This is a genomic window from Mesorhizobium sp. NBSH29, assembly GCF_015500055.1.
Taxonomy (GTDB): domain Bacteria; phylum Pseudomonadota; class Alphaproteobacteria; order Rhizobiales; family Rhizobiaceae; genus Neomesorhizobium.
The window spans coordinates 2221251-2238558 of record NZ_CP045492.1 but is presented as its reverse complement, the minus strand read 5'-3'; the positions used below and the strand labels follow the sequence as shown (position 1 = coordinate 2238558).

12 protein-coding genes are annotated in these 17308 nt (G+C 60.0%); 2 read left to right on the top strand and 10 right to left on the bottom strand.

The genetic code is table 11. The features are described from left to right. Nucleotides 1-45 precede the first annotated feature (45 nt). Together pepN and GA830_RS11135 are read left to right on the top strand one after the other, a co-directional pair. Entirely contained in the window at nt 46-2691 is a 2646-nt protein-coding gene (gene pepN, locus GA830_RS11140; protein ID WP_195161934.1) for an aminopeptidase N, read from the top strand. Between the two features lie 163 nt (nt 2692-2854). Next, the gene (locus GA830_RS11135; RefSeq protein WP_195161933.1) at nt 2855-5197 is read left to right on the top strand and encodes a PAS domain-containing sensor histidine kinase; all 2343 of its coding nucleotides are present in this window, start codon (nt 2855-2857) and stop codon (nt 5195-5197) included. A gap of 50 nt (nt 5198-5247) precedes the next feature. Here the strand turns inward: GA830_RS11135 and GA830_RS11130 are convergent, their stop codons facing one another. The 10 genes from GA830_RS11130 to GA830_RS11085 all read right to left on the bottom strand — a co-directional run bounded on the left by GA830_RS11130 (nt 5248) and on the right by GA830_RS11085 (nt 17250). Next, nucleotides 5248-5691, bottom strand: coding sequence for an EF-hand domain-containing protein (locus tag GA830_RS11130; protein ID WP_195161932.1), 444 nt, complete (start codon nt 5689-5691; stop codon nt 5248-5250). A 67-nt stretch (nt 5692-5758) separates the two neighbouring features. Then, nucleotides 5759-8719 (bottom strand): bifunctional [glutamine synthetase] adenylyltransferase/[glutamine synthetase]-adenylyl-L-tyrosine phosphorylase, encoded by a 2961-nt coding sequence (locus GA830_RS11125; RefSeq protein ID WP_195161931.1) that lies wholly within the window; start codon nt 8717-8719, stop codon nt 5759-5761. Then, nucleotides 8716-10161: a sensor histidine kinase gene (locus GA830_RS11120; RefSeq protein WP_258045409.1), complete on the bottom strand. Its 1446-nt coding sequence runs from the start codon at nt 10159-10161 to the stop codon at nt 8716-8718. Before GA830_RS11120 ends, GA830_RS11125 begins: the two co-directional genes overlap by 4 nt. Further along, a complete protein-coding gene (locus GA830_RS11115; protein ID WP_195164903.1) occupies nt 10161-10835 on the bottom strand; it encodes a response regulator transcription factor in 675 nt (224 codons plus the stop codon). Before GA830_RS11115 ends, GA830_RS11120 begins: the two co-directional genes overlap by 1 nt. Nucleotides 10836-11015: 180 nt before the next feature. Beyond that, the gene (locus GA830_RS11110) at nt 11016-12572 is read right to left on the bottom strand and encodes a Do family serine endopeptidase (RefSeq protein WP_195161930.1); all 1557 of its coding nucleotides are present in this window, start codon (nt 12570-12572) and stop codon (nt 11016-11018) included. Between the two features lie 149 nt (nt 12573-12721). Then, entirely contained in the window at nt 12722-13189 is a 468-nt protein-coding gene (locus tag GA830_RS11105; protein WP_195161929.1) for a cytochrome c-type biogenesis protein, read from the bottom strand. Further along, nucleotides 13186-15168, bottom strand: coding sequence for a heme lyase CcmF/NrfE family subunit (locus tag GA830_RS11100; RefSeq protein ID WP_195164902.1), 1983 nt, complete (start codon nt 15166-15168; stop codon nt 13186-13188). Before GA830_RS11100 ends, GA830_RS11105 begins: the two co-directional genes overlap by 4 nt. Next, complete coding sequence (ccmE, locus tag GA830_RS11095; protein WP_195161928.1) at nt 15168-15608, bottom strand: cytochrome c maturation protein CcmE; 441 nt, start codon at nt 15606-15608, stop codon at nt 15168-15170. Before ccmE ends, GA830_RS11100 begins: the two co-directional genes overlap by 1 nt. Continuing rightward, nucleotides 15605-16732 (bottom strand): c-type cytochrome biogenesis protein CcmI, encoded by a 1128-nt coding sequence (gene ccmI / locus GA830_RS11090; RefSeq protein WP_195161927.1) that lies wholly within the window; start codon nt 16730-16732, stop codon nt 15605-15607. The genes ccmE and ccmI overlap by 4 nt, the downstream gene beginning before the upstream one ends. Nucleotides 16733-16794: 62 nt before the next feature. Continuing rightward, nucleotides 16795-17250 carry a hypothetical protein gene (locus GA830_RS11085; protein WP_195161926.1) on the bottom strand — a complete coding sequence of 152 codons (456 nt, stop codon included), beginning with the start codon at nt 17248-17250 and terminating at the stop codon, nt 16795-16797. Nucleotides 17251-17308: the final 58 nt, after the last annotated feature.

Here is a 17308-nt window from a genome sequence, read left to right as displayed (position 1 = left end):
GAGATAAACCCCACAGCCTTGGCGACACAGGAAAGCGTTTTCTCCATGCGTTCAGACACCGGCCAGATATTTCGTCTCGAAGATTACCGCCCGAGCGACTACCTTATTAAGTATACCGATCTCGTCTTCTGGCTCTCGCCAAATCATACACGCGTTCGCGCAGAGCTGACGATAGAACGCCGCGAAGGTGGATCTAAGGAATCGCCGCTGGTTCTGGACGGCGATGAGCTGGTGCTTACCTCGATCAGCATCGACGGCCAGACTCTCGATGCAAGTGCTTATTCGGCGAGCCCTGAACAGCTGATCATACCGAAGCCGCCGGCTGCCGGGCGTTTTGTACTTGCTATGGAAACCGCCATCAATCCTTCAGCCAACTCCAAGCTGATGGGGCTCTACCGCTCCAATGGTGTCTATTGCACGCAGTGCGAAGCGGAGGGGTTTCGCCGCATCACCTACTTCCTTGATCGCCCGGATGTCCTGTCGATCTACAAGGTTCGCATCGAGGCCTCGGTCGGAGAGGCACCTGTACTCCTTTCCAACGGCAATGCCGGAGACAGCGGCACGCTACCTGATGGACGTCATTTTGCGGAGTGGGACGATCCCTTCCCCAAGCCCTCTTATCTGTTCGCGCTGGTTGCCGGCGATCTTGGCCGCCTTGGCGATACCTTCACCACGGCCTCCGGGAAAAAGGTAGATCTCGGCATCTACGTCGAACACGGCAAGGAAAAGCGGGCCACCTATGCGATGGACGCGCTGAAGCGTTCGATGCGGTGGGACGAGGAAACCTTCGGGCTCGAATATGACCTCGACGTTTTCAACATCGTCGCCGTCTCGGATTTCAACATGGGTGCGATGGAGAACAAGGGCCTCAATCTGTTCAATGACAAATATGTGCTAGCCGACGAAGAGACGGCAACAGACGCTGATTTCGCCAATATCGAGGCGATCATCGCACATGAATATTTCCACAATTGGACAGGCAACAGAATCACTTGCCGTGACTGGTTCCAGCTTTGCTTGAAGGAGGGGCTGACCGTTTTTCGGGATCATGAGTTCTCCGCCGACCAGCGTTCGCGCGTGGTGCGGCGCATCTCAGAGGTGCGCACTTTGAGGGCACATCAATTTCCCGAGGATCAGGGGCCGCTTGCTCACCCGGTACGGCCGCGACGCTACCGCGAAATCAACAATTTCTACACGGCGACGGTCTATGAAAAAGGTTCGGAAGTCGTGCGGATGATCCGCACAATTCTAGGGCATGATGTTTTCCGCGCTGGTATGGACCTCTATATCCAGCGCCACGACGGCGAAGCCGCGACAGTGGAGGATTTCCTGCGCGCCTTCGAGGATGCCTCGGGTCGCGACCTGTCGCAGTTTGCGCTGTGGTATCATCAGGCTGGCACGCCCAATGTCAGCGTGACTTCCACACATGATGCCGCGCGAGGCGAACTGACACTTGAGATCGAACAATCGGTGCCGCCAACACCGCTCGAAAGCCGCAAGCGGCTGATGCATATTCCGATTGCCTTCGGGCTCGTGGGGACGGATGGCAACGACATCGCCTATAAAAGCGTCGAGGGCGCGACGGTTGAAGACGGCGTGATCCATCTTCACAAGCGCCGCCATGCGGTTCGGTTCTCTGGGGTTGCGGAGCGCCCGGCGATTTCGCTCAACCGAGGCTTTTCGGCACCCATCACCCTGGTTATGGAGCAGCAGCCGGAGGCCTATTATTTCCTTGCCCGACATGACAGCGACCTGTTCTCGCGCTGGCAATCGCTGAATACGCTGGTAACCAACGCGTTGATTGCGGGTTCACGCACGCGGCGCGGAGGCAAGATCCCCACCTATGCATCCGAGCTTGCCGACCTGATCGGCGCCATCGCCGCTGATGATACGCTTGAGCCGGCCTTCCGTGCGTTGGCACTAACGCTGCCCGGTGAAGCCGACATCGCGCGCGAGATCGGCACAAATATTGATCCGGACTGCGTGTTTGAGGCGCGTGAGGCGCTCCTTCTGGAGATCGCTCGTACCAACCGCGGGACATTCGCCCTGCTCTATGAGACATTGGCTGATGACAGAGCGTTCAGCCCTGATGCTGAAAGTGCTGGGAAGCGCGCGCTGCGCAATGTCATGCTCGACTATCTTTCGGCAGCATCAGGCACGCCGGATCTTGCAGCGACCGCGTTCAAGAACGCCACCAACATGACGGACCGGGCCGCGGCACTGGCCATTGTCGCGCATCGCTTCGGCGATACGCAGGATGCCAAGGATGCGCTGGCCGAATTTGAGGCGCGCTTCCGCGACGACCCACTGGTGCTCGACAAATGGTTGCAGATCCAGGCAGCGGCGCCGGGTGGCAACGCGGTGGAAACGGTTAGCGCGCTGATGCAGCATCCATCCTTTTCCCTCGGCAACCCCAACCGCGTGCGATCGCTTATTGGAACTTTTGCCACCGCCAACCAAACCGGCTTCCACCGCGCCGATGGCAGCGGCTACCGGCTGTTTGTTGACGCTGTTCTGGCGGTCGAGAAGCGCAATCCACAGGTTTCGGCACGACTGGCAACCGCACTTCGTTCGTGGCGGGCGCTTGAGCCGGTTAGGCAGGCAAAGGCCCGTGAAGCACTCATCAGGATTGCGGCAACTGAAAACCTGTCCGCCGATCTTCGCGACATCATCGACCGGACGCTAGCCTGAAAGTCACCCTGCTTCCGCAGCGTGGATCAGGAAAAAACGCTGCTACAAAACTTTTTTTAGCTGCAGCTATGGACATTGCGAATCAGCTTTGATTCTTTACTGAAGATTCGGACGTGTAGTGTTCCCCGGATCATCCTGTAAATCTTGAGCTGGGGAGCCACCAATGGCAAAGGCGGACGCGTTCTACGCGCCCTGGGGACGCGGTTTTTTCAAGCGCAATGCCTCCCGAAACGGTAATGTCGCGGGCACCGCGCATATTATCGCCGAGCCTGCCTATCGCCGTCTGTTGTCTTACGAGCCGGTACTGCGCCGCTCAATCCCCACACTAATCGTCATCTTCCTGATTATCGTTGCAGCCGCGCGCACCATGTCTCTGATGGCCATGCGTGATGATGTCGAGCGCACAGCCAAAGCGGTGCTGGGCCTGGCTTCTGGCGAACTGGTAAATGCGCTGATGCTGGCAAAGATCGAAGGCGACCCCCTGCCCCGGATCCATCAGGAATTGCTTCAGCGCACCAATGCGCATGGCTCAATGGGCAATCGCCACATTCTGGCGGTCACCGACAGCCAGTTCGTCGTCCTTTCGGCGACGCCGGAATCTGCGCGCCTTGAAGGCCAACCGCTGCAAGAAATGATCGGTGGCGGGCAGCCGCTTTTCATGTTCGGCGAACGGGCTGGCGTCATGACTGTCAAAATCGATGGCGCGGAATGGTATGCTGCCGTTGGACTTACCGGGAACCGCGATGGTGCGGCGGTGGCGCTGATCTCGCATGACGCGGTGTTCGCTGAATGGAGCAAGGCGGTCTCACTCAACGCTTCGCTGTTCGTTTTGACTTCGGGGATTTTGTTCCTCGTCCTCTACGCCTATTTCACCCAGGCTGCGCGCGCCCAGCGTGCTGACCGCATCTATCTTGAGGCACAGCAGCGCATAGACCTGGCGCTCGTGCGCGGTCGCTGCGGACTTTGGGACTGGGATATGGTTCGCGGCAAGATGTACTGGTCGGGCTCGATGTACGAAATGCTCGGCTATGAGCAGTGCGACACGATGCTGTCGTTCGGCGAAGTGGCACAGATCATCCATGCCGAGGACGGCGATCTGTTTGCATTGGCCAACCAGATCGTGTCTCGCGAGGTCGACCATATCGATCAGGTGTTCCGGATGAAGCACGCCGAGGGTCACTGGGTTTGGGTGCGGGCACGCGCGCATGTTGTCGATCCTGATGCACCGGAGATCCAGCTCATCGGCATCGCTGTCGACGTGACTGAGCAGCGCAACCTCGCCCAGCGCTCCGAAGTTGCCGATCTGCGGCTGCGCACGGCGATCGAGAACATTACCGAATCTTTCGTACTGTGGGACAGCGCCAACCGCCTGGTGATGTGCAACACCAAATATCAGCAGGATAGTGGCTTGTCGGAGCGTGATGTCATGTCCGGTGCGGAACGCGAGATACTGGAAGGCAAGATGGTGCCGCCTGCAGCCGAGCGCCGGCTTGCCAACGGATCCCGCGACACCACCACCTATGAACGCCAGCTTGCCGATGGCCGCTGGTTGCAGGTCAATGAGCTGCGGACCCGTGATGGCGGCATGGTGTCTGTCGGTTCCGACATTACTCAGATGAAGCTGCACCAGGAAAAGCTGGTCGACAGCGAACGCCGCCTGATGGCGACGATCCACGATCTCAGTCTTGCGCGCCGCGCCGAACAGGAGCGCGCCCGCGAACTGGTCGAGCTCAACCGCAAGTATATGAAGGAGACCGAGCGCGCTGAGGGAGCCAATCGTGCGAAGTCGGAATTCCTCGCCAACATGTCGCATGAGCTGCGCACGCCCCTCAACGCCATTATCGGGTTTTCCGAACTGATGCAGCAGGGTCTGTTCGGGCCGATCGGCTGCGAGCGCTACCAGGAATATGTCGGCGACATTCATGGCAGCGGCAATTATCTGCTCAATGTCATCAATGACATTCTCGACATGTCGAAGATCGAGGCCGGTCAGTTCTCTCTCGACCGTGAGGAAATCGACCTGTGTCCGTTAATCCGGGAGACGGTGCGCGTGGTGTCGTTGCAAGCGGCGCAAAAGTCCATCACCGTGGAAACAAAGATCGCCGACGAAATGGCCCTGGTGGCGGACCGCCGCGCGGTCAAGCAGATCACTCTCAACCTGTTGTCCAATGCCGTAAAATTCACCGGTCAGGGCGGGCGCATTCAGGTCAGGGCACGCAATGTGGCGGGCGCGATGATCCTGTCAATCGAGGACAATGGCTGCGGTATCCCCAAGGATGCGCTGAGCAAACTGGGCCGACCGTTCGAGCAGGTGCAGAACCAGTTCTCGAAGAACCACACCGGATCTGGGCTTGGGCTTGCGATATCGCGTTCGCTGGCCGAACTGCACGGCGGGGCGCTGAAAATCCGCTCTACCGAGGGTGTCGGCACCATCGTTTCGGTGCGTATCCCGGTACGCAAGGCGCATATCTCGCGCAGCCGCAAGGTTCTCAAAAAGGCAGCTTAAAATGGCAGCGTAAAAGCCCCCCGCCATCGGCGGAGGGCTTCTCCGTCAGGTTAATTGCGACGGAACTTGTGCTTCCCGCCCCTCGGCATCTCGTTTTTGGTAACCTTGCCGTCATCATTGCGGTCGAGCATGGCAAACATCTTCTTTTGACGCGATACAATCTCGGTCATCGTCAACGCGCCGTCGCCATCGGTGTCGAAGCGCTTGATGATGCGCTCGGCCATGCGCTTGTCGCGCATGCGCTGGATCTCACCGGCAATCTCGTCGACTGTGAGCTTGCCGTCGCCGTCGGCGTCGGCAATGCCCGAACGCGCGTTGATCGCCGCCGCAAACTCCTCGAAGGTAACGTCGCCGCTGTTGTCGGCGTCGGCCTTTTCGAAGTTCAGCGCCGGACGATGGCGCTGGCCGCTCTTTTCGGCTGCATAAACAGTAGTGGCACCCGCTGCAGCGAGGGCCAGAAAGGCGAGAGCAAGCTTGGTTGTGTTGCTGGTCATTGGTCGTCTCCATTTTGCATCGTTACCCCCGATGCTGGAAAGCGCGGGCGGCGTCCCATCGCTGACATCACGCTTTCCTCCGAAGCAGAAGATCGAAGGTCTTTCGAACCTTCTGCGCCGTTTCGTCGACATGCGCTTCAAGCACATGCAAATCCGGTAGATCAGTGGCGGCCAACAGCATGTCGGCCAGTCCAGGCGGGATGTCCTCGGGTTGCAGGCCACCGGCAAGGCACAGCCTGATCGTCTGGGAGAGCGCTGAATAGAGCGTATGAGCGCGCGCCAGATCATCAGCCGTCGAGGCATCGGCAAATTCGCCTTTGAGGTTTAAAAGCACTTCAAGGGTGGACGTGGAACGCTCCGTGAGAGCCGTCCTTCCAGTAAGCACGGCAACCTGTGCGATGAATTCGAGATCTATCAAACCGCCGGGGATCTGCTTCAGGTCCCAGACCGTGCGTGGTGGCTTTTCTGTCTCGATCAGGGCGCGCATGTCGCCGGCCTCGCGGGCTATCGTGGCAAAATCGCGCGGCCGTGCCAGGATTGCATCAATCTCCCGCTCGACGGTTTTCGCAAATGCAGCATCGCCGGCAATTACACGGGCCCGCGTCAACGTCATGTGCTCCCATGTCCAGGCCTCGCTTTGCTGGTATTTCCGGAAAGCCTCGAAATAGGTGGCGACCGGTCCCTTGTTCCCTGATGGGCGCAACCGCAGGTCCAGCTCATACAGCACACCTTCGGCAGTCGGAGCCGAAACTGCCGCAATCAGGCGCTGGGTCAGGCGGATGTAATACTGCGAAGGCGCGAGTGGCTTTGCGCCGTCGGATTCTTCTGCATCCGCATCATGGTCATAAAGCAGGATCAGATCGACATCCGAGCCAGCAGACAATTCGCGGCTGCCAAGCTTACCCATGCCAAGCACCACCGCTTTGCCACCGGCAATGTGCCCATGGCGACTGGCGAATTCCTCTGTAACCGCCTCAAACGCAGCGCCAATGGTGAGATCCGCGAGATGCGAGAAAGCGCGTGCGGCGCGTGCGGCATCAATTGCCCCGGTCAACAGTCGGACACCGATCAGGAATTTTTGCTCGGCATTGAAGATGCGTAGACGGTCGAGCACTTCCTCATACTGGACGGTGTGTTGGGTGAAGGCCTGTAGCCGCTCGGCGAGATACGCGCGCGACGGCAGTTCAGACATCAGCAACGGATCAAGCAGGCCGTCAAAAACGTGGGCGCGCCGCGTGATGATAGCGGCCAGGCGGGGGGCGGCACCCATGATCATTGCGAGCAGCTTCAACAGAGCCGGATTGTTCTGCAGCAGCGAAAACAGCTGGATGCCGGATGGCAGGCCCGATAGAAATTCGTCAAACCGCAACAGCGCTTCATCGGCACGTCTTGTCTTGCCAAAGGCGGCCAGAAGTGCCGGCGTCAGTTCGGTCAGGCGCTCGCGCGCTTCAGCTGACTGGGTGGCACGGTATCGGCCGAAATGCCAGCCGCGAATGACCCGGCAAATATCGCTTGCCCGTTCAAAGCCAAGACTTTGCAGTGTGTGCAGAGTGTCTGGGTCGTCTACGTCTCCGGTGAAGACCAGATTGCCGACACCGTCTGACAATTCAGGTGCTGTCTCGAACAGCGCCGCGTAGTGACTTTCGACCAGTTTCAGCGAGGTACGAAATTCCTCGGCAAAAGCCTCTCCGGTGGAGAAGCCAAGCATCTTGCCGATCCGCTCGATGCCCTCGTCGTCTTCGGGCAATGTGTGTGACTGCTCGTCGGCAACCATCTGAATGGCGTGCTCAACGCCGCGCAAAAACCAGTATTGCGTAGCCAGCGCTTCACTGGCTTCGACGCTGATCCAGCCGTGGGCGCATAGACCAGCCAGCATCGCCACGGTGCCACGGCCGCGCAGTTCCGGAAAGCGTCCGCCGGCGATCAGTTGCTGCGTTTGCACGAAAAATTCGATCTCTCGAATGCCGCCGCGCCCCAGCTTGACGTTGTGACCCTTGACCGCCACTGCGCCATGGCCCTTGTGGGCGTGGATCTGGCGCTTGATCGAATGGACATCGGCAATGGCCGCGTAATCCATGTATTTGCGCCAGACATAAGGTTGGAGTTCCTTGAGGAAGGCCTGACCGGCTGCAATATCACCGGCCACAGGCCGAGCCTTGATCATGGCAGCGCGTTCCCAGTTCTGGCCACGGCTTTCATAATAGTTGAGCGCCGCCTCGACCGGGATCGCCAATGGCGTCGAACCCGGGTCTGGACGCAGACGCAAATCTGTACGGAACACATAGCCGTGCTCGGTGCGATCCTGAAGAATGCGGACCAGACGGCGTGTCAGTCGGGCGAAAAGCTCGATGGACTCAAACCTGTCGGTAATAGCAACTGCCTGACTGTCGACGAACACGATCAGATCGATGTCTGAGGAGAAGTTCAGCTCGTGAGCGCCAAGCTTGCCCATGCCTAACACAATCCAGCCAGAGCCGTGGGCCGGATTATTTTCCGGGTCAGGCAGTGTCAACTTGCCCTGTCGGTGCGCATCGCCAAGCAAGAATACGATGGCTGAGCGAACGCAGGCGTCTGCCAAGTCGGATAAGCGGGTGACGGTGGTTTCAGTCGTTGCGGCGCCCCAAAGCTCGTCCAGCGCGATCAGAAAGTGCGCTTCCGATTTCAGCAGCCGCAACTCCTTCATCAACCCGGTCTCGGTGATGCCCGGTTCGGCCGCGGATGCAGTGATTGCAACAAGCACCGCCTCCAACCGATCCTGGATGCCGGCATCGAAAAGCCGATCGAGCATTTCGGGGTGGCGGCGGGCGCTGTCCCGCATGAAGGGCGACAGGTCGAAGATGGCGGCAAGAGTTTGCGCAGACACACTCTCCTGCCTTGCCCAGTCGCTCAACCGCGAAAGATCCGCTTCGGCTGCGGTATCAGAGAAATCTGCAAGTTCGGCAGCCGCGTTATCGGCGTCGAGCGGCGACAGGGCGCGCAAGGGCGTTGCAAACCAGCCGGTTGCGTTCTTGCCCGCCGCTGCCGTCATGTTGCACCCGCTTTGGTTTCTGGAAAGGTCATCACAACCTTGAGGCCCGGCTCATTGTCGGCCAATTCAAGTTGGCCACCATGAAATTGCAAGATCGCCTTGGCAAGGCTGAGGCCAAGGCCCGAGCCAGGCTGAGAGCGGCTTTCTTCCAACCGCACGAAACGTTCTGTGGCGCGCTGGCGGTCAGTGGCTTGTGGGATGCCGGGGCCGTTGTCGGCGACTTCCAGCCGGATTTTCCCATCCTGCGCGCCAAGGCGTACGGAGACCTGTGCGGATTCGGTCTGGCCGGCAGAATATTTGATGGCATTGTCGACAACATTGGCGAGCGCCTGACCGATCAATTCTCGGTTGCCGTTGATGACGAAGCTGCCCTCCACCTCGGCTACCAGAACAACGCCGACATCTTCGGCAGCCGGCTCATAGAGTTCTGCCACGTCGTGGACCGCATCGGCCAAATCAACATCGGTGACACTTTCTGCCGAATAGCCCGCTTCCAGCCGCGAGATCATGAGGATGGCGTTGAAGGTACGGATGAGCTGGTCGGATTCGGCAATGTTGGCTTCCAGCGCGTCGCGGTATTCAGCAGGCTTTCGCTTGCCTGAGAGCGCTGCCTCGGCGCGATTGCGCAGACGCGTCAACGGCGTCTTGAGATCATGGGCAATGTTGTCCGAGACCTGCTTCAGGCCTTCATTCAGCATGCCGATGCGGCCCAGCATAGCGTTCAGGTTTTCCGACAGCCGATCGAACTCGTCGCCGGCGCCTGTTACTGGCAGGCGCCGTGTCAGGTCGCCGTCCATAATGCGCTGGCTGGCCTCTGACACGCTGTCGATGCGTTTAAGCGCGCGGCGGCCAACAAAGAACCAGATGACGAAACCGCCAAGCCCCATCATGCCCAGCGCGAACATCAACGCGCGCCGCACAACGGTGCGAAATCGCTCAGGCTCGCCCAGATCCCGGCCAACCAGCATCACCATCTGGTTTGGAAGCCGAAGCACCACCGCGATGGCATGATGGGTGGCGTCGGCGGCAGGCTTGGCAGCGGTTTCAGATGCGGAACGTCGTTCGCCTTCGCCAAACCGCTGGTAGGTGAATGGACGCGAGGTCCAGCCCTCGCCCTGCAGGACGCCGGTTTCCAGACTTTCGACATTGCCGGAAAGGATGCGTCCGTTCGGATCGGAGATCAGGTAGAGGTTGGCACCAGGCTGAATGGAGCGCCGCTCAATGGTACGCGCCAAGAGCGGCAGGCCGCCACGATTATAGGCGTTGGCCAGGCCCTGCACTTCCTCGTTGATGGTTTCCTGAGTCTGCCCGGTCAGCATGCGCGCCGAAAGCGACGTCATGTAGAAAACGAGAACCACCGCGCAGACGGCGAACAGAAGCAGGTAAAGCGCCGAAAGGCGCGCTGCCGTTGTCCGCATCATCGCCGAAAGTCCGGCGAGCATCAGCCGGCCTTCAGCATGTAGCCGGCGCCGCGTACGGTGTGGAGCACAGGGCTATCAAAGTCGCGCTCGATTTTCCCGCGCAGACGCGAGACATGCACGTCGATGACATTGGTCTGCGGATCAAAATGATAGTCCCAGACATTTTCCAGCAGCATGGTGCGGGTGACTACCTGGCCGGCATGGCGCATGAGATACTCAAGAAGGCGGAATTCGCGCGGCTGCAGGGTGATTTCCTTGCCCGCCCGTCGCACGGTGTGAGACAGGCGGTCCAGTTCAAGATCCCCACAGCGATAGACCGTTTCGACTTCCTTGGAGCCGACACGTCGGTTCAAAACCTCAACGCGGGCGAGCAGTTCCGAGAATGCATAGGGCTTGGTGAGATAGTCGTCGCCGCCCGAGCGCAGGCCCGTCACCCGGTCATCCACTTCTCCAAGCGCCGAGAGGATAAGAACCGGCGTCTCGTTGCCGCGCGCGCGCAGTTCGGCCACCACGGAGAGCCCGTCGCGGCGCGGAAGCATACGGTCAACGACCAGAATATCGTAGTCATTGCCATCGGCCATCGCAAAGCCGGCTTCGCCATCGGCGGCCAGATGCGCGGTGTGGCCTGCTTCCGACAATGCCTTTTGCAAATAGTCGGCCGCCTCGCGGTCGTCTTCGATGATCAGAATCTTCATGATGGCGTTATACGCGAATTTCTGAGCTGAAGCAGAGGTCATACAGCACTCCCTTCTACAAACGACGGCAGCAGGGGATGGGACCTGCTGCCGCTGGAACCTTAAGGCCTGGGATGGCCGGTTCCTTCCTCTCCCGACCGGCGGTCCCGGGGGTTTGAGACCGCCTGAAGGGTGAAGTTTTCAGCTCTTGTTGACTGGCAGCGCGACAAAGCGGCTGGCGTCTTCACGGGTTACCTGCATCAGCACAGCCTTTCGGCCAGCCTTGGAAGCCTCAGCCATAGCAGCGGAAACTTCGGCGGTGCTCGAAACCTCCTTGGAATTCACCGCGACGATAACATCGCCGGCCTGAATGCCACGCTCGGCAGCGTCGCTGTCGCGATCAACATCGGTCACAATCAAACCCTTGCCGTCTTCATTCGGCGAGAGGGTAAGGCCGAGTTCAGCCAGCGTTTCGGTCTCTGTACCGCTGTCGTCGGTGGTGTCGGCCTTGGCCTGTTTGTCCGCCGTTGGCAGTTTGCCAAGGTTGACGCTCACGACTTCAGATTTGCCTTTGCGCCAAATTGTGATCTGGGCCGGCTTGCCGGGGTCCATGCTGGAAATGACACGCGACAATTCCTTGGGTGACGCCACGTCCTTGCCATCCACGGCCGTGATTACGTCGCCGGCAACTATACCTGCCTTGCCGGCTGGGCTGTCCGGCTCGGACTGGGCGACGAGTGCGCCCTTCTCACCCGAAAGACCGAGTGATTCAGCAATATCCTTGTTAACCGGCTGGATCTGGACACCAAGGAAACCACGCTGGACCGAACCGTTCTGCTTGAGATCAGCGACAACCTGCTTGGCGGTTGAGGCTGGAATGGCAAAGGCGATGCCGACATTGCCACCCGACGGTGAGAAGATGGCGGTGTTGATGCCCACAACCTCGCCGTTGAGGTTGAAGGCAGGACCGCCCGAATTGCCGCGATTCACCGCCGCGTCGATCTGGATGAAATCATCATAGGGACCAGCGCCGATATCACGGCCACGGGCCGAAATGATGCCAGCTGTCACCGTGCCACCGAGGCCGAACGGATTGCCAACTGCGACGACCCAGTCGCCAACACGCACTTTGCTATCATCAGCAAAGTCGACGTAAACGAACTTGCGCGATTCTTCGACCTTCAGCACGGCCAGATCGGTCCGCGGGTCACTTCCAACCAGCGACGCATCAAGCTCCTGGCCGTCATCCATCACCACAGTGAATTCCGAGCCGCCATCGACAACGTGGTTGTTGGTAACCAGGAACCCATCTTCGGAGATAAAGAAGCCTGAACCCTGCGATACCGGACGCGGACCACGGTCGCGACGGTTGAAGCGCTTTTTGCGGTCGTTGCGATCGTTAAAGCGAGGGCCGCTGTCCAACTCACCGCCATCACCGCGGAATTCTCGGAAGAAGCGCTTGAGGGGATGGTTGTCGGGGAGCCGGTCAAAGCCTGGGCCGGAGAACATCTGGCCGCCGTCATCTGCTGTGTTCTGAACCTTGGCCTTGACGCGTACGCTGACAACAGCTGGCGAGACAAGCTGGACGACATCGGCAAATCCGGGAGCCTGCGGGCCATCGATGCGGACAGCCTCGGCCATTACCGGCCAGGTGTTGGTTACGATTGCGCCAAAGCCGAGTGTGCCCGCAAGAGCAATCGACGCGGCAGCAGCCATCAACCGGCTGCGGGTTTTGGAAGTGGAAGTGTTAGTCAACATGATACTCTTTCCTCGTTCTGAGACAATTCCGGTCGATGCCGATCCGCATCTGTCGGAATAGAGATAGAGGTCGCCACCTTACGGCACCCTTTCCACTGCATGAAACTTTGGTAATCTTGGCGTGGGCATCGCGTGACTGGAACCTGGCGCTAATCCTGCCGACCCTTCAGGATTTCAGCGATACGCGCATCTTCTTCCTTGCTAAGCGGCACGCCTGCCGGTTGGTTCGGCGCACTGCCTCTCCGCAAAAGGAAAAACCCGCCGCCCACAAGCAACAGCAAAGGCGCTGCCCACAAAAGCGCGTTGCGAGCGTTAAAGCGGGGTCTGAGGAGCACGAACTCGCCGTAGCGCCCGACGACGAAATCCAGCACCGCCGCATCGCTGTCACCCGCAACCAGGCGCTCGCGCACCAGAACGCGCAGATCGCGCGCGAGGTCCGCGTCGGAATCGTCGATCGACTGGTTCTGGCAGACCATGCAGCGCAGTTCAACCGACAGCGCGCGTGCGCGCTGTTCCAATGCCGTATTGGAGAGAACCTCATCGGGCTGTACGGCCAAGGCCGGCCCCGCAAGCAGCAGGGTGAGCAATGCAGCGATCATGGTTTGAATAATGCTCATACCGAGGCCGGCGATGCTGCCGTCTGTTTGCGACGGGCCGGCGCACCGATGCGCAGGCGCCGGTCAAGGAGGGAGACGGTGCCGCCTGCCATCATGACCAATGCGCCAAGCCAGATCAGTGTCACCAGCGGCTTCCACCAGATGCGTACCACAATGCCACCATCGGCAGTTGCATCGCCCAATGCCACATACAACTGGCTGACCCCATAGGTGCGGATACCGGCTTCGGTTGTGGGTGTTTGGCGGGCGGGATAAAAGCGCTTGGCCGAAACGATGGTGCCAAGCGCCTCACCGCCTTCACCGGTCACCGCGAAACTGCCGCGCTCCTCGCTGTAATTCGGTCCCTGGACCTTCTGCATGCCGCTATAGCGCAGGTTGTAGCCTGAAAGTGTTACAGTCTCACCGGGCTGCATGGTGACAAATTTTTCTGATTCCAGCGCCACGACACCGACAATGCCCAGCACTGTCACGCCCAGCCCAAGATGCGCGAGGGCTGTTCCGAACATGGCGCGTGGTAGGCCGGCAAGTCGGCGCAGCGCAACCGAAGGGCGTACGCCGGGCAGGCCGGATTTCTGCGCCAGATCAGTCAGCGCACCGAGGATCAGCCAGCTTGCAAGGCCAAAGCCAAGCGCTGCGAAGACTGAGGCGCCGTCGATAAAAAGCATGGTGCCAAGCACCACCACCAAGGCAGCTGCAAACGCAGTCATCAGCCGCTCGGCAGCCCCCAGAAGGTCGCCGCGCTTCCAAGCGAGAAGCGGCCCGAATGGCACAGCCACCAAAAGAGGGATCATCAACAGGCCAAAAGTCAGGTTAAAGAACGGCTCGCCAACGGAAATCTTGTCGCCAAACAGGGTTTCGATGAAAAGCGGATAGAGCGTACCGATCAGCACCGTTGCGGTAGCGGTCGTCAGAAAAAGGTTGTTGAGCACAAGCGCACCTTCGCGCGAGACCGGCTGAAAAATCCCCCCTGCTTTCAGGGTCGGTGCGCGCAGCGCAAACAGCGCCAGCGAGCCGCCGATAAAAATCATCAGGATGGCGAGAATGAATACGCCTCGGTCAGGGTCAGTGGCAAAGGCGTGGACCGAGGTCAACACGCCCGAACGCACTAGGAAGGTCCCTAGCAGCGATAGCGAGAAGGTGAAAATGGCGAGAAGCACCGTCCAGATCTTCAGCGCTGCGCGCTTTTCCATCACCAGCGCCGAGTGCAGCAGCGCGGTGCCCGCCAGCCAAGGCATGAAGGAGGCATTTTCGACCGGATCCCAGAACCAGAAGCCACCCCAGCCCAGCTCATAATAGGCCCAGTAGGAGCCCATCGCGATGCCGCCTGTCAGGCACACCCAGGCAGCCAGCGTCCAGGGCCTCACCCAGCGCGCCCAAGCTGCATCAATGCGGCCTTCGATCAGCGCCGCCACTGCAAAAGAGAAGGACACCGAAAAGCCGACATAGCCGAGATAGAGCAGCGGCGGATGGATGGCGAGGCCGATATCCTGCAAGACCGGGTTCAGGTCGCGGCCCTCGAAAGGGGCGAGCGCCTGACGGGCGAACGGGTTCGATGTCACGAGGATGAAAAGCAGGAAGGCAGCACCGATAAGGCCCTGCACCGCCAGAACATTGGCCCGCAAGGTTGCCGGAAGATTGGTGCCGAAGGTGGCCACAAGCGCGCCGAAAAAGGTGAGGATCAAGACCCACAGCAGCATCGAGCCTTCGTGGTTTCCCCAGACGCCGGTGACCTTGTAAAGCATGGGTTTCAGCGAATGCGAATTTTCCCAGACATTGACCACGGAGAAATCAGACTGGACATAGGCTGCCGTCAAAACGGCGAAGGATAGCGCAATCAGCGCAAAGCCTGTCACCGCGACCGGCCCGCCTACAGCCATCATGCGGTTATCACCAATACGCGCGCCGACGAGCGGTAGAATTGCCTGCACCAGTGCCAGAGCAAAAGCCAACACAAGCGCGAAATGGCCGATCTCGACGATCACTTGGTGTCCTCCTGCCAGACACCGCGCGCTTTCAGACCGTCGGCGACTTCCTTGGGCATGTAAGTCTCGTCATGTTTTGCAAGCACGCTGTTGGCGACAAAGACGCCGTCGTCACGAAATGCGCCTTCGGTGATCACGCCCTGATCCTCGCGAAACAGGTCTGGCAGGATGCCGGTGTAGACGACCTTGACCGACTTTTCCTTGTCAGTCACCGAGAAACCCACCTCGGTGCCCTGCCCGCGCTGGATGGATCCAGCTTCCACCAGTCCACCGAGGCGAAAGCGTTGGCCGGGCTCAACATGTGTTTCAGTGAGATCGGTCGGCATGTAAAAATAGGACGCCTTCTGGCCCAACGCGTAGAAGGTGAAAGCCATGGCAAGTGCCAGAAAGCCCATCGCGCCGCCGATCACGGCAAGGCGCTTCTGTTTGCGGGTCATGGCTGTGGCTCCGTTGCGGTGATGCCAAGACCGGCAGCATAGGCTTTTAGTTCGGTTGCCTCGACGCTATCTGGACCGAATGCCCGCACCGCACGGGCCAGCGCATCGCGCGCCGCATCGGGCTTTTGCAAAACGAGATAGGATTGGAGCAGACGCCGCCAGCCTTCGGGGTCGCGCGGTTGATCGCGCAGCTTGCGGTCGAGGTTTTCAACCATTCCCGCCACCATGGCAGCCTGATCCTGTTCCGAGAGATTCTTCGCAGCTTCAATGTCCGCGGCACCTGGGCCCGGTACCGACGCAGCTTTCCTGCGCTCTATGGAGAGCAATGCCTGTCGGCCTGCCTGACGCCAGGGCGACCCTTCAGGAACACTTTCCACCAGCGCAACAAGCGCTGCGGCAGCCGCCTTGGGATCGCCAGCCTGCATCATCGCGTTGGCAAGGAAGAACCGTGCAGAAGGGTCTGCCGGGTCAAGTTTCAGGGCGCGCTCGAAGGCAGCTTTGGATTCGCCCGAGATGATGCCACCACCGGCGCGTGCCAGCGCTTCGCCGAGCCCGCTTTCGCGGCCAGAGCTTGAACCATTGAGTGCAATTGCCTGGCGGTAAGCGGCGACCGCTTCTTCAGCGCGACCAAGGCGGGCATAGATCGGCGCGAGGACGTCCCAGCCTTTGCCGTCGTTGGGGCTTGCGGCCATATGGGCTTCGGCGCGAGCGAGAAGCATTTCCGCGCTCATCTTGGAGGGGTCTTCAGCCATCCGTGCCGCAAGAGGCGCGCCGGGCAATCCCGGTGATCCTATCCATGCATACACGCCCCAAGCCACAAACGGCACCGCCAGCACTGCGAGCGCGGCACGTTTTGACGGCTGGTTAGACTGTCGGGGTTCTGCACCGCCGGAAATGTCCAGCCGAAGAATACGGCGTCCGATTTCTGCGCGGGCTTCTGTGGCTTCGGCAAGGCCGATCACGCTGCGGGCTGCATCGCGCTCCACTTCGGCAAGCTGGTCGCGATAGACTTCAAGGTCATGGCTGCTGGCATCGGCAGCGTCGCCGCGCCCCCGCACCAGCGGCAGAAACACCGCCATCGAGGCCGCAAAGGTGAGAAGGGCTGCTGTGAACCAGAAAAGCATGGGACCTCATTAGTGGTCCACACAGGCCATGCCAATGCGGCCAAATGACGGAACGTTCACGATCAGGTCAGCGGCGACCAGCTTCCGTCAGGGTTGCGGCAGGCAGTGCCGCGCGCTTTTTTCTGCTGGCCATCGATGGTGACGGAATGTCCATACTGCCGGCAATCCTGCGACCCGACCCGGTATGGTGTTGCCGCGACAACCTCACCGTAGCGGCCCGCAGACTTGTCGCCCCAAGCTACCGTCTGGCCAGCCGGGGTATACTCCAGAGCCTTATATTCAGCCTCAAGCGCGGTTGCTCGCTCGCGCCTGTTGAGGTCGGAGCCAATCGCACCTGCGACGAGCCCGCTTCCCATTGCGATGGTGGCGCCAGCGGGTGCAGCGGCGGCCAACTGGCGATCGGGAGCCGAGACCGCGGCGGCCACTCCGGCGGATGCGCTCATCAGCGGCGCGACGCCCTTGGTGGCGCAGCCGGAGATAGAAGCGAGAAGGAGAAGCGAAATGATCGAAGATTTCATTGGTCTACCGGTATGAACATTTGCGGCCGAGAAATTCCTTGGCATCCGTATAGGTTCC

What these genes read in the sequence shown, in the direction of transcription:
- pepN (WP_195161934.1), top strand. Translation starts at nt 46, where the DNA reads ATGCGTTCAGACACCGGCCAGATATTTCGTCTCGAAGATTACCGCCCG.
- GA830_RS11135 (WP_195161933.1), top strand. Translation starts at nt 2,855, where the DNA reads ATGGCAAAGGCGGACGCGTTCTACGCGCCCTGGGGACGCGGTTTTTTC.
- GA830_RS11130 (WP_195161932.1), bottom strand. Translation starts at nt 5,691, where the DNA reads ATGACCAGCAACACAACCAAGCTTGCTCTCGCCTTTCTGGCCCTCGCT.
- GA830_RS11125 (WP_195161931.1), bottom strand. Translation starts at nt 8,719, where the DNA reads ATGACGGCAGCGGCGGGCAAGAACGCAACCGGCTGGTTTGCAACGCCC.
- GA830_RS11120 (WP_258045409.1), bottom strand. Translation starts at nt 10,161, where the DNA reads ATGCTCGCCGGACTTTCGGCGATGATGCGGACAACGGCAGCGCGCCTT.
- GA830_RS11115 (WP_195164903.1), bottom strand. Translation starts at nt 10,835, where the DNA reads ATGAAGATTCTGATCATCGAAGACGACCGCGAGGCGGCCGACTATTTG.
- GA830_RS11110 (WP_195161930.1), bottom strand. Translation starts at nt 12,572, where the DNA reads ATGTTGACTAACACTTCCACTTCCAAAACCCGCAGCCGGTTGATGGCT.
- GA830_RS11105 (WP_195161929.1), bottom strand. Translation starts at nt 13,189, where the DNA reads ATGAGCATTATTCAAACCATGATCGCTGCATTGCTCACCCTGCTGCTT.
- ccmE (WP_195161928.1), bottom strand. Translation starts at nt 15,608, where the DNA reads ATGACCCGCAAACAGAAGCGCCTTGCCGTGATCGGCGGCGCGATGGGC.
- ccmI (WP_195161927.1), bottom strand. Translation starts at nt 16,732, where the DNA reads ATGCTTTTCTGGTTCACAGCAGCCCTTCTCACCTTTGCGGCCTCGATG.
- GA830_RS11085 (WP_195161926.1), bottom strand. Translation starts at nt 17,250, where the DNA reads ATGAAATCTTCGATCATTTCGCTTCTCCTTCTCGCTTCTATCTCCGGC.